This window comes from Methylobacterium segetis, assembly GCF_004348265.1.
GTDB classification, from domain to species: domain Bacteria; phylum Pseudomonadota; class Alphaproteobacteria; order Rhizobiales; family Beijerinckiaceae; genus Methylobacterium; species Methylobacterium segetis.
The window spans coordinates 21,368-44,407 of sequence record NZ_SMNT01000042.1 but is presented as its reverse complement, the minus strand read 5'-3'; the positions used below and the strand labels follow the sequence as shown (position 1 = coordinate 44,407).

Here is a 23,040-nt window from a genome sequence, read left to right as displayed (position 1 = left end):
GGCGCCGGCTCCGGAAGGGGCGGGAAACGCGGCCCGGCTCGGCCGCCCTACCGCGCCTCGCTCTCGCTCAGGAGATCGTCGACGAAGGCGCCGAGCCCCGTGCGGCGGGTCCGCTTCAGGCGCTCGGCCGTCAGGATGCCCTGGAGCGAGGTGAAGGCGTTCTGGAGGTCGTCGTTGACGATGACGTAATCGTACTCGCTCCAGCGCTGGATCTCGACGCGAGCATTGGCGAGCCGCTTCTCGATCGTGGCGGGCGAATCCTCCGCCCGCCGCTCCAGGCGCTGGCGCAGCTCCGCCATGCTGGGTGGCAGGATGAAGACGGTGACGACGTCGTCCGAGAGCTTCGAGCGGACCTGCCGCGTGCCCTGGTAGTCGATGTCGAAGATCATGTCCCGGCCCTCGGCCAGGACCTTCTCCACCGGCCGACGCGGCGTGCCGTAGAAATTGCCGTGCACCTCCGCCCATTCGAGCAGGTCGTCCCGGGCGCGCAGGCTGTCGAACGCCTCACGGTCGATGAAGCGGTAATGCTTGCCCTCGATCTCGGAGGGGCGGCGCGGCCGCGTCGTCACCGAGATCGAGAGTTCGAGCCCCCAGCCGCCGTCCTGCGCGATGGCCCGCGTCAGCGTGGTTTTCCCCGCGCCCGACGGCGAGGACAGGATCAGGATCAGGCCCCGCCGGCCGATCCGGCCCTCGGCTTCGCCCTGCGATCCGGGCCGGCCCCCCGGCGCCCCCGCGCTCATCGGCGCCCGCTCCCCATCTCGACCTGCCCGCTGGCTCGCATCATGCCCCGACGCACCCTACTCGACGTTCTGAACCTGCTCGCGGAATTGCTCCACCACGGCCTTCAAGTCGAGTCCGATCCGCGACAGGGTGATGTCGTTGGCCTTGGCGCACAGGGTGTTCGCCTCGCGGCCGAGCTCCTGCGCCAGGAAGTCGAGCCGCCGGCCGATCGCACCTCCGCCCGCGATCAGCTCCGCGGCCGAGGCGAGGTGGGCGCGGAGCCGGTCGAGCTCCTCCCGCACGTCGGCCTTGGCGGCCAGGAGCACCGCCTCCTGGTGGAGCCTGTCCGGGTCGAGTCCGGTGCCCGCCTCGGTCAGGCTGGCGACGCTCGCGGCGAGTTTCGCGCGCACGGCATCGGGCTTGCGGGCCGGACAATCCTCCGCGGCCTGGATGATCGCGATCAACGTGCCGAGGTGTCCATTGATGATCTCTTGAAGAGCGCGCCCCTCGGCCCGGCGCGCCTCGACGAGGTCGGCCACGAGCCGCACCACGCCCTCCGCGAGGTCGCGGGCGAGCGACTCGGTCTCCGCGCTCTCCGCCTCCTCGCTCTCGATGACGCCGCGCACCCCGAGCAGCCCGTCCATCGTCGCCGGCGCGATGCCCTCCGGCACCGGCACCCGCGCGACCGCCTCCGCCAAAGCCGCGAGGAGCGCCTCGGTCACCCGCACCCGCGCCGCCGTCTCGGGCTTCGTCAGAGAGAGGGAGAGCTGGCACTGGCCGCGGGTCAGGGTCTTCTGCAGGGCGGTGCGGGCGACCTCGCCCGCGGCCTCGGCACCGTTCGGAACGCGGACCCGCACCTCGAGCCCGCGCCCGTTCACGCTGCGGACCTCCCAGGCCCAATGCACGGGGCCGGTCGCGCCCGCGGCCCGTGCGAACCCGGTCATGCTGGCGATCATGTCGTCGACTGAGCCCCCGCTGTCATGGTGCGGCCCGCGCCCCGCGAGCCCCGTCGGTCAGTGCGGCTGCTTCAGCACCGGCACGGATTTCGCCGAATTCAGGTCGAAGGTCTTGTTCTTCAGCGGGTCGAGCTTCGTGCCCTCGGACGCGTCGAAGGCGCGGGAGCGCGGGCCCGCCGCGTTCGCCCCGTCGAGCGCCAGCGCCGAATTCGTCGGCGGCGCGAAGGCGGAGGCGCGGCCAGGCACCGCGCCCGGGTCGAGCGGCGGCTCGGCCTTGTCGACGCCGCCCGCGTCCGGCGTCGGCGATTGACGGCTCTTCTCCACCGCCCGCCAGCGGGCGACGTTCTTCTGGTGGCCCTCCAGGCTGTCCGCGAAGGCGTGGCCGCCCGTGCCGTCCGCCACAAAGAAGAGATCCTTGGTCCGCGAGGGGTTGGCCACCGCCTCGAGCGCGGCCCGGCCCGGATTGGCGATCGGGCCCGGCGGCAGCCCCTCGATCACGTAGGTGTTGTAGGGCGTCGCCCGCTCGATCTCGGAGCGCTGGATGCCGCGCCCCAGCGTGCCGCGCCCGCCCACAAGGCCGTAGACGATGGTCGGGTCGGATTGCAGCTTCATGCGCTTGTTCAGGCGGTTGACGAAGACGCCGGCGACCCGTGGCCGCTCGTCGGCCCGCCCCGTCTCCTTCTCGACGATCGAGGCGAGGGTGACCATCTCGGCAGGCGTCCGCACGGGAACCTCGGTGTTCCGGCGCTGCCAGATCTGGTTCAGCACCTCCTTCTGCTTCGCGCGCATCAGGTTGACGATCTGCTGCCGGGTGGCGCCCCGCTCGAACTTGTAGGTATCGGGCAGGAGCGAGCCCTCGCCCGGGATCTCGCTGACCTCGCCCGCGAGCACGTCGTTCTCGTTGAGCCGCGCGACGATCTGCTCGCTGGTCAGGCCCTCGGGGAAGGTGATCGCGTGCTGGACTTGGCGCCCCGAGGTGACGACGTCGAGGGCGTCGCTGATCGTGGCATGGGCCTTGAAGCTGTACTCGCCGGCCTTGAGCGGCGGCCGGCCGCCGAAACGGGCGGCGATCTCGAACAGGCCGGTATGGGCGATCACACCCTCGCGCTGCAGGATTTCCGCGATCTCGCCCGTCCCGCTGCGGGAGGGAATCACCACCACCTTGTCGTTGGCGAGGGGGCCGGGCTCGTTGATCTGCCGCTGCACCAGCGTCAGCCCGATCATCGCGCCGATGGCGAGGACCACCGCGAAAGTCAGCAGGCCGCTGATCGTCGCGAGCAGCCCGCCGCGCTCGCGCTCCGGCTCCTCCGGGGGCGGGAGGGCGGCCGTGGGCTTGATCGCCTCCCCGGGCGAGCGCGGCGAGAGGCGGTTCGGCAGGGCCGGCTCGTCGGAGATGGCCGGCGTCGGAGCGGGCGGCTTGCGTCTGCGGAAGAACATCGAAATCCTGCTCGGGCTCGCGCTTCCTGACCCCTGCCCGGTCTCCGGCCGGGAACGGCGCCACCGGAGCGGCGCGATCAGGATGGCACGGTTGGGCGCGCGTGTCAGGAGACCGCGGAAGGGGCGACCCTAGCCCGCTTTATGGCAAAATTGCCGTGGCGGCGCTCACTTTGCCGCGCTCAGGCCCTCGCGCGGCCGGTCGGGACGGGCTGGCAGCCGGCGCAGAAGAAGGTCGAGCGCCCGGACTGCACGATCCGGCCGATCACGCCGCGGCAGCCGGGCGAGGTGCAGGGCTCCCCGACCCGGTCGTAGACCCGGAAGGCGTTCTGGAAGGCGCCGGCGCTGCCGTCCGTATGGGCGTAGTCGCGCAGCGTCGAGCCGCCGGCCGCGACCGCCTCCGTCAGGACCTCGCGGATCACCTCGGCGAGACGCCGCGCCTTCGCCGTCGGCTGGCCCCCCTTCGTGACGAGGCTTCCCGCCGGCGCCTCGGGGTGGAGGCCCGCCCGGTGCAGGGCCTCGCACACGTAGATGTTGCCGAGCCCCGCGATCAGGCGCTGGTCGAGGAGCGCACTCTTCAGGGGCGTGATCCGGTGGCGGAACAGGCGTGCCACCGCCTCGCCCGTCAGCGCCTCGCTCAAGGGCTCGATCCCCATCCCGGAGAAGTGCCGGGAGGCGGCGAGGGTCTCGGTCGGAACGAGATCCATGAAGCCGAAGCGGCGCACGTCATTGTAGGTGACGGTGGCACCCGTCTCCATCGCCATCACGACGTGGTCGTGCTTGGGCGTGCCGAGCGCGCCCTCCAGGTAGAAGTCTCCCGGCGAGAGGTTGCGCCCGTCCGGCAGAGCCACGTCAAAGCGACCGCTCATGCCGAGATGCATGATCAGCGTCTCGCCGGAATCGAGAGGTGCCGTCAGGTACTTCGCCCGGCGCGCGAGGTCCGTGACCCGGCGGCCTTCGAGGCGCTCGACGAAGCGCTCGGGGAAGGGGAAGCGCAGGTTCGGCCGGCGCAGGGTGACGCGGGAGAACCGCGCCCCAACCATGGCGGGCTGAAGCCCGCGGCGGACGGTCTCAACCTCGGGAAGTTCGGGCATGCGATCGGGTGCGTTGCGGTGTCGGAACGGAGCCAGGATATCGGCCTGCGGCGCTCGCCGAGCAATCCCGCTGCGACGCCGCGCGTCAGGAAACCCGGTCGCCCGGCATCGGCTGCGCGGAGGCGCAGGCCTCCGCGAAGGCCCCATCGCAATGGGTGAGCAGGCACTCGATGAAGCTCGCGTGATAGAACGCGTAGACCCCGCTGGAGACCGGCTCCCGCTCGCCGCGCACGATGTGGAAGACGAGCTCCCCGGGGCACAGGCGCGGCACCAGGAAGGCCCGGCTCTGCCAGCGATGCGTGCCGTGGGTGAAGCCGCCCTCCTCCCGAATCCATTCGAGGATCAACCCATCCGCGACCGCCCGCTCGATCTGCGCGAGCAGGGCGCCCGGGGAGCGCGTCCGGAAAGCGATGGACATCGAAGACGTCGTCTAACAGGCGGGATCGACTCTGCAGCATTCGCAGTGTGAAACATTCGCGCTCACACTGCAAGTCCGAGATCTTCGATGGGTTTGGAAGAAATTATGTCTCGCCGACCCAGTAATGTGAGCACTTTCTGACCCGAGACCCTGATTTGTCCGGCCTGTCCCCGCTGTCGCGGTGCGGGTTTCGACGCATGGCGGTTTCCCCCTCGCTTCGCTATGGAGGCGGGCGAAGGGTAGGTGCCATGCGTCACGACGAGCGGCCGTCCGGCGACGGGACGACGGATTTCGGGTTCGAGCGTGTGGCGCTCGGCGAGAAGCAGGGGCGCGTCGACGACGTGTTCCGCTCGGTCGCGAAGCGCTACGACCTGATGAACGACCTGATGTCGGGGGGCTTGCACCGCGCCTGGAAGGCGCAGCTCATCGCGATGCTGCGCCCGCCCAAGGCCAGGCCCTTCCGCCATCTCGACGTGGCGGGCGGGACCGGCGACATCGCGTTCCGGACGCTCGAGGCCGGCGGCCCGCAGACGCAGGTGACCGTCCTCGACATCAACGAGGCCATGCTGCGGGTCGGGGCCGAGCGGGCCGGCGAGCGCTTTCGGGGCCGCATCGATTTCGTGACCGGCAATGCCGAGACTCTGCCTCTGCCCGATTCCGCGTTCGACGCCTACACGATCGCGTTCGGCATCCGGAACGTGCCGCGCATCGAGGCCGCGCTCAGCGAGGCGCGCCGGGTGCTGCGGCCGGGTGGCCGCTTCCTCTGCCTCGAATTCTCGAAGGTGGACATGCCGGTCCTCGACCGGATCTACGACGCCTACTCCTTCCACGTGATCCCGCGGATCGGCGCTCGGGTCGCGGGCGATGCCGAATCCTACCGCTACCTCGTCGAGTCGATCCGCCGCTTCCCCTCCCCCGGCGCCTTCGCCGGCATGATCGAGGCGGCCGGCCTGCGCCACGTCACGCACCGCTCCCTGTCGGGCGGCATCGTGGCGATCCATTCGGGCTGGAAAGTCTCCTGATGGCGGTCGCCGAGACACCGACCCGTCGGGAGCCCCGGCTCTCGTGATCGGCGCCGTCTTCCATCTCGTGCGCGGCGCGCATGTGGGATTCGTCATGGCCCGCGAGGGCGGGCTCGCCTTCATGGACCCCTCGCAACTGCCCCCGCACCTGCGCCTCGCCCTCAGGGTCGGCCGCATGCTGGAGCGGCCGGGCCTCGGTGAAGGGGCTGCCCGCCTCTCGGCGGCGCTCACGCGCCTCGGCCCCTCCTACGTGAAGTTCGGGCAGTTCCTGGCGACGCGGCCCGACATCGTCGGCATGGCCGCCGCGATCGACCTGGAGAAGCTGCAGGACCGCGTTCCCCCCTTCCCGCAGGGGCAATCCATCCGCGTCGTCGAGACCTCGTTCGGGCGGCCGCTCCGCGAGGTCTTCGCCTCGTTCAGCGAGCCGATCGCGGCGGCCTCGATCGCGCAGGTGCACAAGGCGACGGTCATCGACGCGGACGGCACGCAGCGCAACCTCGCCGTCAAGGTGATGCGGCCCGGCGTGCGCGAGCGCTTCCAGCGCGACCTCCAGGCGATGCGCTTCATGGCCCGCGTCGTGCACGCCCTCTCGCCCCAGGCCGAGCGCCTGCGCCCGCGGGAAGTGGTCGAGATCCTGGCCCGCTCGGTGATGATGGAGATGGATTTCCGGCTCGAGGCGGCCGCGATGTCCGAGCTCGCCCAGAACACCGCGGACGACGCGGATTTCCGGGTGCCGAAGCCGGAATGGGAACTGACCGCCCGGGACGTGCTGACGAGCGAGTGGATCGAGGGAGCGCGGCTCCACGACCACGCGACCCTCATCGCGGCCGGCCACGATCTGCGGGCGCTCGGCCGCACGGTGATCCAGTCCTTCCTGCGCCAGGCGATCCGGGATGGATTCTTCCATGCCGACATGCACCCCGGAAACCTGTTCGTGGATGCCGAGGGGCGCCTGACCGCCGTCGATTTCGGCATCATGGGGCGGCTCGGGCTCAAGGAGCGGCGCTTCCTCGCCGAGATCCTGCTCGGCTTCATCCTGCGCGACTACAAGCGCGTGGCGCAGGTTCATTTCGAGGCCGGCTACGTGCCGGCCCACCATTCCGTCGACGATTTCGCGCAGGCGATCCGCGCCATCGGCGAGCCGATCCATCAGCGCCGGGCCGACGAGATCTCGATGGCGAAGGTGCTGACGCTGCTCTTCGACGTGACCGCCCTCTTCGACATGAGCACGCGCACCGAGCTCGTGATGCTGCAGAAGACCATGGTGGTCGTCGAGGGCGTCGCCCGCTCCCTCGATCCGCAGCTCGACATGTGGACCGGCGCCGAGCCTGTGGTGCGGAGCTGGATCGCCCGCAACCTCGGGCCGATCGGCCGCATCGAGAGTGCGGGGCGCGCGGTGCTCACCATCGCCGATGTCGTGGGCGACGTGCCCGACCTGTCGCAACGCCTCAAGCGCATCCTGATCCGCCTCGACGAGGCCGGAACCGGAGACGCGCAGCGCCTCGAGGCCTTCGCCCGGCAGGAGAAGCGTCGGGCGCTCTGGTCGACGCTGGCGCTCTGGGGCATCGCCATCGGTGCGCTGGTCATGGCCTTCCGGTAAGCTCGTCCCATGGAACGTTCATCGGAACAGCCCTCGGACCGGCCCCTGCGGCACCGCCGCATCCTCCTCGTCATCGGCGGTGGGATCGCGGCCTACAAATCCCTCGACCTGATCCGGCGTCTGCGCGAGCGCGGCGCGTCCGTTCGCCCGCTCCTCACCAAGGGGGCACAGGAATTCGTGACGCCGCTGGCCGCGGCCGCACTCGCCGGGGAGCGGGCGCACACGGACCTGTTCGACCGGGCGGACGAGGCCGATATCGGCCACATCAAGCTCGCCCGCGACGCCGACGCCGTCGTGGTGGCGCCCGCCACCGCCAACCTGATGGGCCGCATGGCCGGCGGCCTTGCGCCCGATCTCGCCTCGACGGTCCTGCTCGCGACGACGCTGCCGATCCTGATCGCGCCCGCCATGAACGTCCGGATGTGGCAGCACCCGGCCACTCGCCGCAATCTCGCGACGCTCACCGGCGACGGCGTTCGCGTCGTCGGCCCGAACGAGGGCCCGATGGCCGAGGCCGAGCACGGGCCGGGCCGGATGGCCGAGCCCGGCGAGATCGTCGAGGCTGTCGAGGCGATGCTTGCCGCGGCCGGAGGAGACGGCGGCGAGTTCGGATTCTTGGCCGGGCGCCGGCCGGCGGGCCCGCTGGCCGGCCGGCGGGTCCTCGTGACTTCGGGTCCGACCCACGAGCCGATCGATCCGGTGCGCTACATCGCCAACCGCTCCTCCGGCCGCCAGGGCCACGCGATCGCCGCCGCGGCCGCCGCCGCGGGCGCTGCCGTGACCCTCGTCTCAGGGCCGGTCGCGATCCCCGACCCGGAGGGCGTGCACGTCGTCCGGGTGGAGACCGCCCGGGAGATGCTGGCCGCCGTCGAGGGAGCGCTGCCCGCCGATCTCGCGGTCTTCACCGCAGCCGTTGCCGATTTCCGGCCCGCCGAGGCCCGGGACGCGAAGATCAAGAAGGACGGCGCCGCGCCCGCCCCCCTCGGGCTCGTCGAGAACCCGGATATCCTCGCGACGGTCGCGCAGCGTCAGGAGGGCCGCCCGGGCCTCGTCGTCGGCTTCGCGGCCGAGACCGACACGGTCGTGGATTACGCGCGCGCCAAGATCGCCCGGAAGGGCTGCGACCTCATCGTGGCAAACGACGTCTCGCCCGCGGGCGGCGTGATGGGCGGGCAGCGCAACACCGTCCATCTCGTCTCCCGCGACGGCTCGGTCGAGACCTGGCCGACGCTCGACAAGGACGAGGTGGCGCGCCGCCTCGTCGAGGTCTTCGCACGGATGCTCACCGCCCCCTGAGTAGGGCGCGAGCTATGCCTCCTCGCGGATCACGGGGAGGCGCCGCAGGCGCTCGGCGGCGTGATCGAGGAAGGCCGCGATCTTGGGCGGGCGGTGGGCGCCTCCCCGCGCGACGAGCTGGACCGGGATCGGCGGCGGCTCATGCCCCTTCAGCAGGCGGACGAGGCGGCCCGCCGCCACCTCCTCGGCGACCTGATAGGACAGGATCCGCGCGATGCCGCGCCCGGCCCGGACGGCGATGAGTTGCGCTTCGATCTCGTTGACGAGGAGCCGCGGCGCGAGCCGGACCACGGTGCCCGCCCCGTCCGCCCCGAAGCGCCATTCCCGGACATCCGTGCGGGGCGAGCCGAAGATGGTGTCGTGCCCGGCGAGGTCGGCAGGGCTCTCGGGAATGCCGCGCGCCGCCAGATAGGCGGGGCTCGCCACGAGCACGCGCCTGACGGCGCCGACCCGGCGCACCGCGAGACTCGAATCAGCGAGGTGGTCGATCCGGACCGCGACGTCGAGCCCGTCCTCGATCAGGTCGAGGTTGCGATCGGCGAGGACGAGTTCGACCTGCGTCTCCGGATGCGCGTCGAGGAAGCTCGCCACGATCGGCGCCACGTGCAGGCGGCCGAACTGGATCGGCGCGGTGACGCGCAGCAGGCCCCGGACCGGCACCTCGGAGAGGCCCGACATCGCGGCCTCATAATCGGCGATCAGGCTCCGCGCGCGCTCCGCGAGCAGCCGTCCGGCCTCGGTCGGCGCGAGGCGGCGCGTCGTCCGTTCGATCAGCCGGACCCCGGCCCGATCTTCGAGCCCCGCCAGCGCACGGGTGACGGCCGGCGCCGAGCGCCGGAGCCGGCGCGCCGCGGCAGCGAGGCTGCCCTGGTCCACGATCGCGACGAAGATCGCCAATTCGTCGAGCCGGTCCACGCGATCGTTCCGAAAACTGAAAGTCTGTCCTTCAATCCTGACGGATTTCGGTGGGATCACGCAAGAATATGATGTGCTCGTTCCACGGGAGACCCGCCATGTCCCAACCGACCCTGACGCTCCACGGCTTGCGCCTCTCGGGCCACTCGCACCGGGCCGAGCTGTTCCTGTCGCTGCTCGGCCGGCCCTACCGCTTTGTCGAGAGTCCCGGCGACGTGCGGGCGAGCGAGCCCTTCCGGCGCCTCAACCCGCTCGGGCAGATCCCCGTGCTCGTCGACGGAGATGTCGTCATCGCGGACAGCAACGCCATCCTCGTCTACCTCGCCCGGCGCTATGCGCCTGGCAGCGACTGGCTGCCGGACGCGGCGGAGACGGCCGCGCAGGTTCAGCGCTGGCTTTCCATCGCCGCCGGCGAGATCCGCTTCGGGCCGGCCCTCGCCCGGCTGATGATCCTGTTCGGCGCGCAGGCCGACCGCGATGCCGTGGAGGCGACGGCTACGCGCATCCTCAGCTTCATGGAGGCGCATCTCGGTCGTCGCGCCTTTCTCGCCGCCGCGCACCCGACGATCGCGGACATCGCCTGCTACTCCTACGTCGCCCATGCGCCTGAGGGTGGCGTCTCGCTGGAGCCCTACCCGGCGATCCGGGCCTGGCTCGGCCGCATCGAGTCACTGCCGGGCTTCGTGCCCATGCCGCGCTCGCCCCTCCCCACCGACGCGTGAGGCCGCGATGGATACGCCCAGCTTCCACGCCGACGAGGTGGCCGCGCAGGCCCTCGGCGACGGCGTGATCGGCGACACGCCGGCCATCCGCGCCTTCATGCCCGAGCAGCACCGCAGCTTCTTCGCCGGCCTGCCCTACCTCTTCGTCGGCCTCGTCGACCCGACCGGGGCGCCGGTCGCCACGCTCCTTGCGGGATCTCCCGGCTTCGTCTCCGCGGAGGATCCGGTCACCCTGCGCGTCTCGGCCCTGCCCCCCGCGGACGACCCCGCCGCGCCTGCGCTCCGGCGCGGAGCCGAGATCGGGCTTCTCGGCCTGGATCTCGCGACGCGCCGGCGCAACCGGGCGAACGGGTCGGTCGCCGCGATCGATTCCGCCGGTTTCACGGTCTCGATCGCGCAGAGCTTCGGGAACTGCCCGAAATACATCCAGCGGCGCGACGTCGAGGCGGTTCCGCGCGTCCGCGGCCCGACCGAAGCGCTCGACGGGCTCGACGACAGGGCGCGCGCGCTCATCGAAGGCGCCGACACGTTCCTCGTGGCGAGCCGCGCGCGCGCCGGCATCGGGCCGGCGGGTGGGGCGGACATCTCCCACCGCGGCGGCCGCCCGGGCTTCGTGCGCGTCGAGGGAGACGTGCTGACGATCCCGGATTTTGCCGGCAACCGCTATTTCAACACGCTGGGAAACCTGCTCGGCGAGAAGCGGGCCTCACTGCTCTTCATCGACTTCGAGCGCGGCGACATCCTCACGCTTCAGGGCGAGGCGCTGATCGACTGGAGCGGGGCGGAGGCCGCCGGCTTCGCGGGGGCGCGCCGCTCCTGGCGCTTTCGCACGTTGCGCGGTTGGTGGCGCCCTGCCGCGGTTCCGCTGCGCTGGTCCTTCCTCGACGCTTCGCCCTTTCTCACCGGGACGGGCGGCTGGTCCGCTCCGGCCTGACACTCGGGGGGCGCGCGGTCAGTTGGACGAGCGCCGCCGCGCCACCGCCTCCGCCAGGAGGCACAGGATCTCGAAGGCGAGCGTCCCGCCCGCGAGGGCCGTCACGCCCGTCGGATCCAGAGGGGGCGCGACCTCGACGAGATCGGCGCCGACGAGATCGAGCCCCTGCATCCCCCGCACGAGATAGAGGGCCTCGCGAGCGGTGAAGCCACCCATTTCCGGGGTGCCGGTGCCCGGCGCATAGGCGGGGTCGAGGGAATCGATGTCGAAGCTCAGATAGGCCGGCACCTCGCCCACGATGGCGCGGGCCTCGGCGACGATCTCCGGCAATCCACGGGCGAGCGTCTCCTCCATGGTGAGGATGCGGATGCCCTGGGCACAGGCCCAGTCCCTCTCGTCGGCGGCATCGAGGCTGCCGCGGATGCCGATCTGCACCGTGCGGCGCGGGTCGAGCACGCCGTCCTCCACCGCCCGCCGGAACGGCGTGCCGTGGGTCAGGCGCATCCCGCCGTACTGGCCGTCATCCGTGTCGCTGTGCGCGTCGATATGCACGAGGCCAAGGGGGCGGCCATCTGCGAGCGCCCGCAGGATCGGATAGGTGACGAGGTGGTCTCCGCCGATGGAGAGGGGCACCACGCCCCCCGCCCTGAGGCCACCGTGGAATGCCTCGATGCGGCGGCAGGTATCGGCGGCGTCGAGGGGATTGACGGGCACGTCGCCGAGATCCGCGCAGGCCGCCAGCGCGTAGGGCGCGACGCCCGTGGCCGGATTGAACTGGCGGGTGCCCGTCGAGGCCTCCCGCACGGCGCGGGGGCCGAGCCTGGCGCCCGGCCGGTTCGTGGTCGCGCCGTCGAAGGGTATGCCGACGAGGCCGATGTCGATCTCGCCCGCCGCCGCGGAGGGGGCGAGGACGGGCAGGCGCATGAAACTCGCCACGCCCGCGTAGCGCGGCGTCTCCATGCCGGAGGCCGGCCGAAACCGGGCGATGCGCTCCGAGGGTGTTCCGCTCGCCGCGCTGAACCTCTGCCCCACCCTGGACCTCCGTCGGCTGCGAGGTTCGGATCATCGGACAGGGGGGCTTCCGGGATCAAGCCACCCGAGCCGGTGCTCGCGTTGACGACTCAAGGGTGTGCGCGTATAGGACCCGCTCCGCCGGGGGCTTGCGCTTTTCGCGAACCCTCGGCTTCGCCATTGCCTGACAACATCACGCGTTGACCGACATGCGGCCGCTCCCGGCCGGTCGGTACCGCCCGACCAGACGAGGATGCCCATGGCCAACACCGTGTCGGCCAAGAAGATGACCCGCAAGATCGCCAAGCGTACGGCGATCAACCGTTCGCGCCGCTCGCGCATGCGCACCTTCGTCCGCAAGGTCGAGGAGGCGATCGCCTCCGGCAACGCCGAGACGGCCCTCACCGCCCTCCGGAGCGCGGAGCCCGAAATCATGCGGGCCGCTCAGCATGGCATCGTGCACAAGAACAATGCGTCCCGGAAGGTCTCGCGCCTCGCTGCGCGCGTGAAGTCGCTGAGTGCCGCTCCGGCGGCCTGACACGCTCCTCCCCGGAACGCTGACGATCGAGCCCGGCCTTCGCGCCGGGCTTTTTCATGTCCGTCGTCCGGCGCGTGCTGCGCCGATCGGCCGGCGCTTGCGATCTGTCGCGAGCGTCCGCGACCGCTCGAAGCCGGCTTCATGCACCTTCCGTTAACTCTGTTCGGGAATCGGCCTCGTTGCGGCTGCTTCGCCTCCAGTGTAGCTTAACAAACGCTAACGCAATTTCAGACACTTCTCCCCTTGCGCGCACCGGGACCGAATCGTTTGCAAGATCAGTCGCGTGCCTCGACTCTGCGCGTCTCGGCCGAGCGATGTTCGGGGCCGGTTTTGCCTTTCCCCGTAAGTCCCACTGTTAGGAGAACCGTAGCGAATTGTTGATAGGCTGTCCCTGTCGGCAAAAGACCGCGGTCTAGGGCTTGACTCTGCTGATGATCTGCGTCTGGCACGGGAGTGCGGGGCGTCAAGCGTGGTGTTGAGTACGCTCCGAACGGCGGTCCTCCGCCCTCTGGGCGAGGAGAGCGAGAATGCGTGTGGACGGCAGCTTGGCGGACGGCGGGAACGGGGATAACGGCTCGGGAGGGCATGAGATCGCCGCCGCTTGGTCGCGCGTGAAGCGACGCCTGCGGGCGGAGCTCGGGGAAGATGTCTTCGCGAGCTGGTTCGCGCGGCTCGAACTGGAGGAGGTCTCCGCCGGCACGGCCCGCCTGACGGTCCCGACCCGCTTCCTCAAGAGCTGGATCGAGTCCCACTACCTGGACCGCGTGCTCACCACCTTCCGCAGCGAGGCCGACGAGGTCGCGCGCATCGAGGTCTCCGTGCGCGGCGCTGCGGCCCCCATCCGCCCGGTCGCCGGCGGCGTGGCCAAGACGAACCCGACGAGCGGCCCGCTTGCCCGGCTGCACGCGGCCGGCGCGGCCGCTCCGTCACCCATGCCGGCCGCCGAGCCCGAGAGCATCGTCCGCGGCGAGCCGGCGGACCTGAACGGCGCGCCCCTCGACGTGCGCCTCACCTTCGCGAGCTTCGTCGTCGGCCGCTCGAACGCGCTGGCGCACGCGGCGGCCGAGCGCGTCGCCCGGCACGACGGCGAGGGTGCCCTCTACAATCCGCTCTACTTCCACGCGGGCGTCGGCCTCGGTAAGACGCACCTGCTGCACGGCATCGGCCACGCTGCCCGCGATGCGGGCCGCCGGGTGATCTACCTGACGGCAGACCGCTTCATGTACGGCTTCGTCAACGCCCTGAAGACGCAGAACGCCCTCGCTTTCAAGGAGCGCCTGCGGGCGATCGACCTCCTCATCCTCGACGATGTGCAGTTCATCCAGGGCAAGTCGATCCAGGCCGAGTTCGGGCACACCATCAACGCCTTGATCGACGCCGGCCGGCAGGTCGTCGTCGCCTCCGACCGCCCGCCGACCGAGCTCGAAGCCCTCGACGAGCGCGTGCGCTCGCGCCTCGCAGGCGGCCTCGTGGTCGAGATCGGCAATCTCGACGAGCAGCTGCGCACCTCGATCCTCGCCGCGCGGCTCGCCGCCGTGCGGGCGAGCCACCCGAATTTCGAGGTCTCCCCGACGGTGGCCGCCTACGTCGCCAAGGCGATCACGGCGAACGGCCGCGATCTCGAGGGCGCCGTGAACCGGCTCCTCGCCCACGCCACGCTGACCGGCACCGCCGTGACGCTGGAGACCGCCGAGACCGCGATCCGCGACCTCGTGAAGAACCGCGAGCCGAAGCGCATCAAGATCGAGGACATCCAGAAGCTGGTGGCCTCCCGCTACAACGTCTCGCGCTCCGACATCCTGTCCGAGCGGCGCACCGCCGCCGTCGTGAAGCCGCGCCAGATCGCCATGTATCTCTCGAAGGTGCTGACGCTGCGCTCGCTGCCCGAGATCGGCCGCCGCTTCGGCGGGCGCGATCACACCACGGTGCTGCACGCCGTGCGCAAGATCGAGAAGCAGATCGGCGAGGACGCGGTGCTCGGCGACGAGGTCGAGCTCCTGAAGCGGATGCTGCAGGATTGAGGCGGCGGCCGGGGCCCTCGCGCCCCGGCCTTAGCCCGGGACGGCGCGAATCGCCGTCTTGCGTTCGCCGCGCCCCTTCGCCAAGCTGGCCGGCCAGGGTCCCGGAGCACCCGGGCTGCCGGCCGCGGCAGGGCTTTTTCGAACACCAGAGTTTATTGCGATGAGAGTGACAGTCGAGCGCGCGGCCCTCCTTCGGTCGCTCGGCCACGTGCACCGCGTCGTCGAGCGGCGGAACACGATCCCGATCCTCTCGAACGTTCTCCTGCGCGCGGACGAGGGCGGCCTGCAGCTGAAGGCGACCGACCTCGACATCGAGGTCACGGAAACGGTGCCGGCCGACGTGGTGGATGCCGGCGCCACCACCGTTCCGGCGCACGTGATCTACGATATCGTCCGCAAGCTGCCGGACGGAGCCCAGGTCTCGCTCGAGACGGGGTCGGATTCCGGCCAGATGACGATCCGCTCCGGCCGCTCGCGCTTCTCCCTCGGCGCCCTGCCCGAGGGCGACTTCCCCGATCTCGCCGCGGGCGAGCTTCCTCACCGCTTCACGCTCGCCGCCGCCGACCTCAAGCGCCTCATCGACAAGACGCAGTTCGCGATCTCGACGGAGGAGACGCGCTACTACCTCAACGGCATCTACCTGCACACGCTGGAGGCCGAGGGCAGCCTCAAGATGCGGGCGGTCGCCACCGACGGCCACCGCCTCGCCCGCGTCGAGATGGAGGCGCCGGAGGGCAGCCGCGGCATGCCCGGCATCATCGTACCCCGCAAGGCGGTGGCCGAGATCCAGAAGCTCGTCGACGACGGCGGCGAGAGCGTCGAGATCGAGCTGTCGCCGGCCAAGATCCGGCTCCAGTTCGCGAGCGGGGTCGTCCTGATCTCGAAGCTCATCGACGGCACCTTCCCCGATTACCAACGCGTCATCCCGACGGGCAACGACAAGCGCCTGACAGTGGAGCGCGAGCCCTTCGCCAAGGCGGTCGACCGCGTCTCGACGATCTCCTCCGAGCGGGGCCGGGCCGTGAAGCTCGGGCTGCAGGAGGGCCGCCTCGCGCTCTCCGTGAACAACCCGGATTCCGGCAGCGCGACGGAAGAGCTCGACGTCGACTACGAGGCGGCAAGCCTCGATATCGGCTTCAACGCCCGCTACCTTCTCGACATCACGGGACAGCTCGAAGGCGACACCGCCCTGTTCAAGCTCGCCGATCCGGGCTCCCCCACGGTGATCCAGGACCGCGACGGCGCGGCGGCGCTCTACGTGCTGATGCCGATGCGGGTGTGAGCGGGCCGGGAGATTCCCCGATCGTCTCCGGAGGTGATGGTTCGCGCAATGTGGAGAATGGCGGCCAGCGCCTCAGCCGCCTGATCGCCCGCGATTTCCGCAATCACGCCGACCTCGATCTCCGGCTCGACCGGCGCTTCGTCGCCCTGGTCGGCGAGAACGGCGCGGGCAAGACCAACCTGCTCGAGGCGATCTCCCTGTTCTCGCCGGGCCGCGGCCTGCGCCGGGCGGATTTCGCCACGATGGCGCGCGTCGGCGGACCCGGCGGCTTCGCCGTGTCGCTGACGCTCGCGCGCGACGAAGCCGAGCACCGACTGGGCACCGGCTACGAGCCGCCGGCCTACGAGGCGCGGGCAAGCCGGATCTGCCGGATCGACGGGGCGGGCGTCCACTCGCCGGTCGCCTTCGCCGAGTTCCTGCGCATCGTCTGGCTGACCCCGGATCTCGACGGGCTGTTTCGCGGGCCGGCGGGTGACCGACGGCGCTTCCTCGACCGGCTGGTGCTGGCGGTCGATGCCGGCCACGGCGCCCGGGTGAGCGCGATGGAGCGGGCCCTGCGCTCGCGCAACCGTCTGTTGGAGGAACGCCCCGGCGACGGCCAGTGGCTCGACGCGATCGAGCGCGAAGTGGCCGAGCTCGGCGTCGCCGTGGCGCTCGCCCGCCGCGAGACCGTTGAGCGCCTCGACCGCCTGATCGCCGAGACCCGCGACGACGCGCAACCCTTCCCCTGGGCCAGCGTGCGTCTGGAGGGCGACCTCGACGACCTCGTCGCCGTCTGGCCCGCCATCGAGGCCGAGGATCGCTTCCGCCTCGCGCTGCGCCAGGGCCGGCACCGCGACCGAGCGGCCGGCCGAACCCTGACGGGGCCGCAGACCACCGACCTCACCGTGCGCCACGGCCCGAAGGACGTGCCGGCGGCAACCGCCTCGACCGGCGAGCAGAAGGCCCTGCTGATCGGCCTCGTCCTGGCGCATGCCCGTCTCGTCCAGGCGATGAGCGGGCTCGCGCCCATCATCCTTCTCGACGAGGTCGCCGCCCATCTCGACCCCCGCCGCCGGGCGGGCCTGTTCGACGCGCTGGAGGCGCTGCCCGGTCAGGTCTGGATGACCGGCGCCGACGAGGCCCTGTTCGCGGAGCTCGGCGCGCGTGCGGACATGGTGCGCGTGGCCGACGGGCACATCGTGCCGCCGGACGCTGCCTGAGAAGCCTCACCGGGCGAGGGCGGCCGACCGGCTCCGAGGGCGGCAGCGACGCTTCGCGCCGTTGCGGTCCGTCAGCGAGCGCCGTAGGCAACGCCGCGGTCTTGCCGAGGCGGGCGATGAGGGCCAGCTTCCGGGAAGCCGGGCGCCGACCGCGCCCGCGATCGTGCGTGACGTGGCTGCGCGCCTCGATCCGCTACGATAGGGTGCCCTCCCGTGTCGGCGCAGCGTAGGCCGCCGATCATTCTCCGTTCCGAGCCCCGACGAGTCCCATGACCCAACGTCTCGACGAGGCCCGCGCCGCGCTTCGAGCCACCTTCGGCTACGACGATTTCCGGCCGGGCCAGGCCGAGGTGATCGAGGCCGTGCTCGACGGGTCGGACGTGTTCGCCGTGATGCCGACGGGCTCCGGCAAGTCGATGACCTACCAGCTCCCGGCCCTCGTCGAATCCGATCTCACCGTGGTCGTCTCGCCGTTGATCGCGCTCATGCACGATCAGGTGCAGCAGATGCTCGCCTTCGGCATCGAGGCCGCCACGCTGAACTCCTCCGTGCCGGAATCCCAGGGCCGCGAGACCTGGCGCAAGATCCGCTCGCGCGAGCTGCGCCTCCTCTTCGTCTCGCCCGAGCGGCTCCTCATGGACGGCTGCATGGAGGCGCTGCGGGGCGCGGGCGTGCGGCGGCTCGCCGTCGACGAGGCGCATTGCGTCTCGCAATGGGGGCACGATTTCCGGCCCGAATACCGCGACATCGCCCGCGCCCGCGAGGCGCTCGGCAACGTCCAGGTTCTGGCGCTCACCGCAACCGCCGATGCAGCGACGCGGTCCGACATCGCCGAGCGGCTGTTTCCTGCGGGCCGCGCGGCGAAGACCTTCGTCCATTCCTTCGACCGGCCGAACATCCGGCTCACCTTCGTGCCGAAGGACAACCCCCCCCGCCAGATCGAGCGCTTCCTGCGCCACCGCCGCGCGGAGAGCGGGATCATCTATTGCTCGTCCCGCAAGCGCACGGAGCAGCTCGCCGAGTCGCTGACGAAGGACGGGTTCAACGCGCTGCCCTACCATGCCGGCCTCGACCAGGGCACGCGCATGCGCAACCAGGACCGCTTCCTGCAGGAGGACGGCGTGGTGATGACGGCGACCGTCGCCTTCGGCATGGGCATCAACAAGCCGGACGTGCGCTTCGTCTGCCATGCCGACATGCCCTCGAACGTCGAGGGCTACTACCAGGAGATCGGCCGCGCCGGCCGCGACGGGCTGCCGGCCGACACGCTGACCATCTACGGCCTCGACGACATGGCGCTGCGCCGCCGCCAGATCGACGAGAAGGAGATTCCCGACGAGCGCCGCCGGGTCGAGCGCCGCAAGCTCGAGGCGATGATCGCGCTCTGCGAGGGCGCGGCCTGCCGGCGGCAATCGCTGCTCGCCTATTTCGGCGAGACGAGCGGGCCGTGTGGCCGCTGCGATCTCTGCCGCGGCGGCGTCACCCTCATCGACGGCACGGTCTCGGCGCAGAAGGTGCTCTCGGCGATCGTCCGCACCGGGCAGCGCTTCGGCGCGGCCTATATCTGCGACGTGGTGGGCGGCAAGGAGAGCGAATCGATCCGCCGCAACGGCCACGCCCAGCTCAAGACGTTCGGGGTCGGCTCCGACAAGCCGGTAGCGGCCTGGCGCGCCATCCTGCGCCAGCTCTTCGCGGCGGGCGCGGTCGCCGAGAACGGCGACGGTTTCGGCGGCCTCTCGATGACGGAGAAGGGCGAGGCGATCCTGTTCGGTCGGGAGCCGATCCAGCTCAGGCCGGACCCGGAGCCGAAGGCCGCCGAGCCGCGCGAGCGCCGCCGCACGGCTGCCCGCGACGACGAGGCGATGGCGCTCGGCGAGGCGGACGAGGCTCTGTTCCAGCACCTGCGGGGCCTGCGCGCGACGATCGCGCGCGCCGAGGGCATCGCGGCGTTCATGGTCTTTCCGGACCGGACGCTGATCGAGATGGCGCGCCAGAAGCCCGTGGATCTCTGGGCCCTCCGCTCGGTTCACGGCGTCGGCGAGCGCAAGCGCGAGGCCTATGGGGAGCGCTTCGTCGCGGCCATCGCGGATTTCCTCGCCCAGCCCCAGGCCGAGCGGGCCTGAGCCGCCGAGCCGGCACTCCGCGACGGCCGGGCGCCGCGCCGCCTGTAGCCACTGCCCGCGGTTCAGCGTATGCCCGCCTCGTTCCCGCAGCCCTCGATCCCGGACGAGTCCGCCATCTCACGACGCGATCCCCATCCCGCGCCGATCCGCCAGGTGTTCTACATGCCGGGCTTCGACCCGCGCCCGCCTGAGACGTACTGGGGGCTGTTCCGGCGGGAGAGCCGGCTCACGGCCTCCCGGCGCGGGCACGCCATCGCGGTGGGCGACGCCGTGCGGGCCGCCGACGGCCTCAGCCTCGACTGGACGGTCACGTTCGACGAGCGGACGACGCGCTACGGGCTGCTGCGGTGGGACGACATCGTGGCGGCCCGCTTCCCCCTGCCGAACTGGCGCCGGCTGCGGGACATGCCCGTTCTGTGGTGGCGGCTCTGGCGCAGCGGGTACCTCCGGCGGTTCCGGCGGGAGGCGCGCCGCTTCTCGACCATTATCTTCGGCGTCCACCAGATCTACCTGGGGCTGGTGCTCCTGAGCCTCGTCCTCGCGGCCGGGCTGATCGCCCTCCTGCCGGCCGCTGTGCGGCCCTGGTCCTATCTCGCCCTTCCCGCGATCGCCTACGTCGTGCTCGCCCTCCTGACCCATCTCACCCGCGGCAGGCCGTTCTACGTCGCACACCTCGTCGACGACACCACCTTCCCGCACGACCACGCGAGCGGTGCCGAGACCCGGATGCACGCGCGCCTCGACGCGTTCGCCGAGCGCATCCGGTCCGCGGAGGGCACGGCGCCGGAGATCGTCGTGATCGGGCATTCCTCGTCGAGCTTTCTCGCCATCGAGGCCCTCGACCGCATCCTCGCCCGCGACCCCGATTTCGGCCGCCGCGGCACGCCGGTGACCCTCGTCACGATCGGCAGCGTGATTCCCTGGATCGGCCTCGATCCGCTGGCGGACCGGGCGCGCGCGGCCCTGGCCCGCGTCGCCGCGGCCACGGCGATCGGTTGGCTCGACGTGCGGGCCGATTGGGACTGGCTCTCCATCCACCTGCGCGACCCGCTGGCCGCCTCGAACGTCCCCTCGCCCGGGCCGAGCCGACCGGCCGTCATCCGCGTGCGGCTGCAGGATCTCGTCGCGCCGCAATTGCTGAGGCGGAAGACCCGCCAGTACAACCTGTTCCAGACCCACTTCCAGCTTCTGATGTCGGCCCACGAGCCCGACGCCTTCGACTACATCGCGCTCGTCGCCGGCCCCGAGCCCGTTCACGCCGTCGTGGCGCGGGCGCGCGCCGCCCGTGACCCCGCCCCGCACGCGCCGGGTTGCCCGCAACCCGAAATCCCGGCGGCAACCTTGAGCTAAGCGTTTACAATCCGATCTGAATACATGATGCGAAGCGATCGATTGTTGCCAGCCCGGACGCTTCCGCTCTAGAGCCGTCGCCAGAGCGGCCACCCGCACGGGGACGAGGAACACCTCCGTCCGCCTCGTGCGGGACGGCCCGAATTCCGTCGAGACCGCCGCATGTTCCGAAACGACGTTCCCATCACTCCGGATCTCGTCCGCCAGCACGGCCTGACGCCGGACGAGTACGAGCGCTTCCGCGGGCTGATCGGGCGCGACCCGACCCTGACCGAACTCGGCATCGTCTCGGCGATGTGGAACGAGCACTGCTCCTACAAGTCCTCGCGCAAGCACCTGCGCGGCCTGCCGACGAGCGCGCCCTGGGTCATCCAGGGCCCCGGCGAGAATGCCGGCGTGATCGACATCGGCGACGGGCTCGCCTGCGTCTTCAAGATGGAGAGCCACAACCACCCGAGCTTCATCGAGCCCTACCAGGGCGCGGCGACCGGCGTCGGGGGCATCCTGCGCGACGTTTTCACCATGGGCGCGAGGCCCATCGCGGCGCTGAACGCGCTCCGCTTCGGCTCGCCGGACCACCCGCGCACGCGCCACCTCGTCTCGGGCGTGGTCGCCGGCATCGCGGGCTACGGCAATTCCTTCGGTGTGCCGACCGTGGGCGGGGCGGTCGGCTTCCACCCGCGCTACGACGGCAACATCCTCGTCAACGCCATGGCGGTGGGCCTCGCGCAGACGGATTCGATCTTCTACGCGGCGGCGACCGGTGTCGGGAACCCGATCGTCTATCTCGGCTCGAAGACTGGCCGCGACGGGATCCACGGCGCGACCATGGCCTCGGCCGAGTTCGATGAGGCCTCCGAGTCGAAGCGGCCGACCGTGCAGGTCGGCGACCCCTTCGCGGAGAAGCTCCTGCTCGAAGCCTGCCTGGAGCTGATGGCCTCCGGCGCCGTTATCGCGATTCAGGACATGGGCGCGGCGGGCCTGACCTGCTCGGCCGTCGAGATGGGCGCCAAGGGCGATCTCGGCGTGGAGCTCGACATCGACAAGGTGCCGGCCCGCGAGGAGGGCATGACGCCCTACGAGATGATGCTCTCGGAGAGCCAGGAGCGCATGCTCATGGTGCTCAAGCCCGGCATGGAACGGGAGGCGGAAGCCATCTTCGTGAAGTGGGGCCTCGACTTCGCGGTGATCGGGCACACCACCGACACGCTCCGCTTCGTCATCAAGTGGCACGGCGAGACCGTTGCCGACCTCCCGATCAAGGAACTCGGCGACGAGGCTCCGCTCTACGACCGGCCGCACCGCTCGAACGTGCACCTGCCGATCCTCAACGCCTCGGAGGTGCCGGAGCCGCCCTCGCTCACCGATGCGCTGAAGCGCCTCGTCGGCTCGCCCGACCTCGCCTCGAAGCGCTGGGTCTACGAGCAGTACGACCACTTCATCCTCGGCAACACCGTCGAGACCCCGGGCGGCGACGCCGCGATCGTGCGCGTCGAGGACGGGCCGAAGGGCCTTGCGCTCACCACCGACGTGACGCCCCGCTACTGCGAGGCGGACCCGGTCGAGGGCGGCCGGCAGGCCGTGGCCGAGGCGTGGCGCAACATCACGGCGGTCGGCGGGCGCCCGCTCGCCATCACCGACAACCTGAATTTCGGCAACCCCGAGAAGCCCGAGGTGATGGGCCAGCTCGTCGGCTGCCTCCAGGGCATCGGCGAGGCCTGCCGGGCGCTCGACTTCCCCGTCGTGTCGGGCAACGTCTCGCTCTACAACGAGACGAACGGCGTCGGCATCCTGCCGACCCCGACGATCGGCGGCGTCGGCGTGCTCGACGACGTCGAGCGGCGCGCCGGCATCGCCCTCAGGCGCGAGGGCGACGCCCTGCTCCTGATCGGCGCGACGGACGGCTGGCTTGGCCAATCGACCTATCTGGCGGTGATCGAGGGCCGTGAGGAGGGTGCGCCCCCGCCCGTGGATCTCGGGATCGAGCGCCGCAACGGCGACTTCGTGCGCGGGCTGATCACGTCGGGCCTCGTCGACACGGTCCACGACCTCTCGGATGGCGGCCTCGCCGTCGCGCTCGCCGAGATGGCGATGGCCGGCAATATCGGTGCGGCGTTGCCCGAGGTGCCGATGGACCTGCCCGCCCACGCCTACCTGTTCGGTGAGGACCAGGGCCGCTACCTCATCGCGGTGGATCCCGAGACGGCCACCGAGATCCTCTACAGCGCCTCCGCGCAGGGGATCGACGCGGGCGTCGTCGGCGTGACCGGGACCGAGCATTTGACCCTGCCCGGCGGGCAGACCATATCGGTCGCGGAACTGCGCGAGGCGCACCAGGGCTGGTTCCCGGCCTACATGGCGAGCCAGCCCGCCGGCGCGGCGGCCTGATCCCTCACTCCGAG

General features: G+C 71.2%; 19 protein-coding genes. 12 read left to right on the top strand and 7 right to left on the bottom strand.

Features of this window, described 5'->3' with window-relative positions:
- Positions 1-47: 47 nt before the first annotated feature.
- The 5 genes from gmk to E1J50_RS12760 all read right to left on the bottom strand — a co-directional run bounded on the left by gmk (position 48) and on the right by E1J50_RS12760 (position 4,622).
- Positions 48-740: a guanylate kinase gene (gmk, locus tag E1J50_RS12780; protein WP_132254183.1), complete on the bottom strand. Its 693-nt coding sequence runs from the start codon at positions 738-740 to the stop codon at positions 48-50.
- Between the two features lie 57 nt (positions 741-797).
- The gene (locus E1J50_RS12775) at positions 798-1,664 is read right to left on the bottom strand and encodes a YicC/YloC family endoribonuclease (protein WP_245516559.1); all 867 of its coding nucleotides are present in this window, start codon (positions 1,662-1,664) and stop codon (positions 798-800) included.
- 69 nt (positions 1,665-1,733) lie between these two features.
- Positions 1,734-3,113, bottom strand: a complete 1,380-nt coding sequence (gene mltG / locus E1J50_RS12770; RefSeq protein ID WP_132254178.1) for an endolytic transglycosylase MltG — start codon at positions 3,111-3,113, stop codon at positions 1,734-1,736.
- A 179-nt stretch (positions 3,114-3,292) separates the two neighbouring features.
- The gene (gene mutM, locus E1J50_RS12765; protein ID WP_132254176.1) at positions 3,293-4,204 is read right to left on the bottom strand and encodes a bifunctional DNA-formamidopyrimidine glycosylase/DNA-(apurinic or apyrimidinic site) lyase; all 912 of its coding nucleotides are present in this window, start codon (positions 4,202-4,204) and stop codon (positions 3,293-3,295) included.
- An 85-nt stretch (positions 4,205-4,289) separates the two neighbouring features.
- Positions 4,290-4,622 (bottom strand): hypothetical protein, encoded by a 333-nt coding sequence (locus E1J50_RS12760; RefSeq protein ID WP_132254174.1) that lies wholly within the window; start codon positions 4,620-4,622, stop codon positions 4,290-4,292.
- A gap of 248 nt (positions 4,623-4,870) precedes the next feature.
- Here E1J50_RS12760 and ubiE point away from each other — a divergent pair, with 248 nt between their 5' ends.
- From ubiE to coaBC, 3 genes are read left to right on the top strand one after another with little or no spacing between them, the layout of a single operon-like run.
- Positions 4,871-5,644: a bifunctional demethylmenaquinone methyltransferase/2-methoxy-6-polyprenyl-1,4-benzoquinol methylase UbiE gene (ubiE, locus tag E1J50_RS12755; RefSeq protein ID WP_132254171.1), complete on the top strand. Its 774-nt coding sequence runs from the start codon at positions 4,871-4,873 to the stop codon at positions 5,642-5,644.
- Between the two features lie 43 nt (positions 5,645-5,687).
- On the top strand, positions 5,688-7,244 hold the full coding sequence (ubiB, locus tag E1J50_RS12750) for a 2-polyprenylphenol 6-hydroxylase (RefSeq protein ID WP_132254168.1): 1,557 nt from the start codon (positions 5,688-5,690) through the stop codon (positions 7,242-7,244).
- A gap of 9 nt (positions 7,245-7,253) precedes the next feature.
- Positions 7,254-8,540, top strand: coding sequence for a bifunctional phosphopantothenoylcysteine decarboxylase/phosphopantothenate--cysteine ligase CoaBC (gene coaBC / locus E1J50_RS12745; RefSeq protein WP_132254166.1), 1,287 nt, complete (start codon positions 7,254-7,256; stop codon positions 8,538-8,540).
- Positions 8,541-8,552: 12 nt separating this feature from the next.
- On the opposite strand, the gene E1J50_RS12740 is transcribed toward coaBC, so the two are convergent.
- A complete protein-coding gene (locus E1J50_RS12740) occupies positions 8,553-9,455 on the bottom strand; it encodes a LysR family transcriptional regulator (protein ID WP_132254164.1) in 903 nt (300 codons plus the stop codon).
- 98 nt (positions 9,456-9,553) lie between these two features.
- Between E1J50_RS12740 and E1J50_RS12735 the strand changes: the two genes are divergently transcribed.
- Together E1J50_RS12735 and E1J50_RS12730 are read left to right on the top strand one after the other, a co-directional pair.
- On the top strand, positions 9,554-10,177 hold the full coding sequence (locus tag E1J50_RS12735) for a glutathione S-transferase family protein (RefSeq protein WP_132254161.1): 624 nt from the start codon (positions 9,554-9,556) through the stop codon (positions 10,175-10,177).
- 7 nt (positions 10,178-10,184) lie between these two features.
- Positions 10,185-11,111 carry a pyridoxamine 5'-phosphate oxidase family protein gene (locus E1J50_RS12730; protein WP_132254159.1) on the top strand — a complete coding sequence of 309 codons (927 nt, stop codon included), beginning with the start codon at positions 10,185-10,187 and terminating at the stop codon, positions 11,109-11,111.
- Between the two features lie 18 nt (positions 11,112-11,129).
- On the opposite strand, the gene speB is transcribed toward E1J50_RS12730, so the two are convergent.
- Positions 11,130-12,071 carry an agmatinase gene (speB, locus tag E1J50_RS12725; protein WP_132254192.1) on the bottom strand — a complete coding sequence of 314 codons (942 nt, stop codon included), beginning with the start codon at positions 12,069-12,071 and terminating at the stop codon, positions 11,130-11,132.
- A gap of 310 nt (positions 12,072-12,381) precedes the next feature.
- Between speB and rpsT the strand changes: the two genes are divergently transcribed.
- The 7 genes from rpsT to purL all read left to right on the top strand — a co-directional run bounded on the left by rpsT (position 12,382) and on the right by purL (position 23,026).
- Positions 12,382-12,660, top strand: coding sequence for a 30S ribosomal protein S20 (gene rpsT, locus E1J50_RS12720; RefSeq protein ID WP_132254157.1), 279 nt, complete (start codon positions 12,382-12,384; stop codon positions 12,658-12,660).
- 527 nt (positions 12,661-13,187) lie between these two features.
- Positions 13,188-14,681: a chromosomal replication initiator protein DnaA gene (gene dnaA, locus E1J50_RS12715; protein WP_132254154.1), complete on the top strand. Its 1,494-nt coding sequence runs from the start codon at positions 13,188-13,190 to the stop codon at positions 14,679-14,681.
- A 160-nt stretch (positions 14,682-14,841) separates the two neighbouring features.
- Positions 14,842-15,963, top strand: coding sequence for a DNA polymerase III subunit beta (gene dnaN / locus E1J50_RS12710; protein WP_132254152.1), 1,122 nt, complete (start codon positions 14,842-14,844; stop codon positions 15,961-15,963).
- A gap of 50 nt (positions 15,964-16,013) precedes the next feature.
- Positions 16,014-17,165 (top strand): DNA replication/repair protein RecF, encoded by a 1,152-nt coding sequence (gene recF / locus E1J50_RS12705; protein WP_207919199.1) that lies wholly within the window; start codon positions 16,014-16,016, stop codon positions 17,163-17,165.
- A gap of 269 nt (positions 17,166-17,434) precedes the next feature.
- On the top strand, positions 17,435-19,288 hold the full coding sequence (recQ, locus tag E1J50_RS12700; protein ID WP_132254150.1) for a DNA helicase RecQ: 1,854 nt from the start codon (positions 17,435-17,437) through the stop codon (positions 19,286-19,288).
- A gap of 144 nt (positions 19,289-19,432) precedes the next feature.
- Positions 19,433-20,638: a type 1 periplasmic-binding domain-containing protein gene (locus E1J50_RS12695; RefSeq protein ID WP_245516561.1), complete on the top strand. Its 1,206-nt coding sequence runs from the start codon at positions 19,433-19,435 to the stop codon at positions 20,636-20,638.
- Positions 20,639-20,800: 162 nt separating this feature from the next.
- Positions 20,801-23,026, top strand: a complete 2,226-nt coding sequence (gene purL, locus E1J50_RS12690; protein ID WP_132254148.1) for a phosphoribosylformylglycinamidine synthase subunit PurL — start codon at positions 20,801-20,803, stop codon at positions 23,024-23,026.
- Positions 23,027-23,040 lie beyond the last annotated feature (14 nt).

Excerpts from the sequence above, each read along its gene's own strand:
- dnaA (WP_132254154.1), top strand. The coding sequence starts at position 13,188 with ATGCGTGTGGACGGCAGCTTGGCGGACGGCGGGAACGGGGATAACGGC.
- dnaN (WP_132254152.1), top strand. The coding sequence starts at position 14,842 with ATGAGAGTGACAGTCGAGCGCGCGGCCCTCCTTCGGTCGCTCGGCCAC.
- purL (WP_132254148.1), top strand. The coding sequence starts at position 20,801 with ATGTTCCGAAACGACGTTCCCATCACTCCGGATCTCGTCCGCCAGCAC.
- mutM (WP_132254176.1), bottom strand. The coding sequence starts at position 4,204 with ATGCCCGAACTTCCCGAGGTTGAGACCGTCCGCCGCGGGCTTCAGCCC.
- mltG (WP_132254178.1), bottom strand. The coding sequence starts at position 3,113 with ATGTTCTTCCGCAGACGCAAGCCGCCCGCTCCGACGCCGGCCATCTCC.
- speB (WP_132254192.1), bottom strand. The coding sequence starts at position 12,071 with ATGGAGACGCCGCGCTACGCGGGCGTGGCGAGTTTCATGCGCCTGCCC.
- ubiE (WP_132254171.1), top strand. The coding sequence starts at position 4,871 with ATGCGTCACGACGAGCGGCCGTCCGGCGACGGGACGACGGATTTCGGG.
- E1J50_RS12730 (WP_132254159.1), top strand. The coding sequence starts at position 10,185 with ATGGATACGCCCAGCTTCCACGCCGACGAGGTGGCCGCGCAGGCCCTC.
- E1J50_RS12735 (WP_132254161.1), top strand. The coding sequence starts at position 9,554 with ATGTCCCAACCGACCCTGACGCTCCACGGCTTGCGCCTCTCGGGCCAC.
- recQ (WP_132254150.1), top strand. The coding sequence starts at position 17,435 with ATGACCCAACGTCTCGACGAGGCCCGCGCCGCGCTTCGAGCCACCTTC.
- E1J50_RS12775 (WP_245516559.1), bottom strand. The coding sequence starts at position 1,664 with ATGACCGGGTTCGCACGGGCCGCGGGCGCGACCGGCCCCGTGCATTGG.
- gmk (WP_132254183.1), bottom strand. The coding sequence starts at position 740 with ATGAGCGCGGGGGCGCCGGGGGGCCGGCCCGGATCGCAGGGCGAAGCC.
- coaBC (WP_132254166.1), top strand. The coding sequence starts at position 7,254 with ATGGAACGTTCATCGGAACAGCCCTCGGACCGGCCCCTGCGGCACCGC.
- rpsT (WP_132254157.1), top strand. The coding sequence starts at position 12,382 with ATGGCCAACACCGTGTCGGCCAAGAAGATGACCCGCAAGATCGCCAAG.
- E1J50_RS12760 (WP_132254174.1), bottom strand. The coding sequence starts at position 4,622 with ATGTCCATCGCTTTCCGGACGCGCTCCCCGGGCGCCCTGCTCGCGCAG.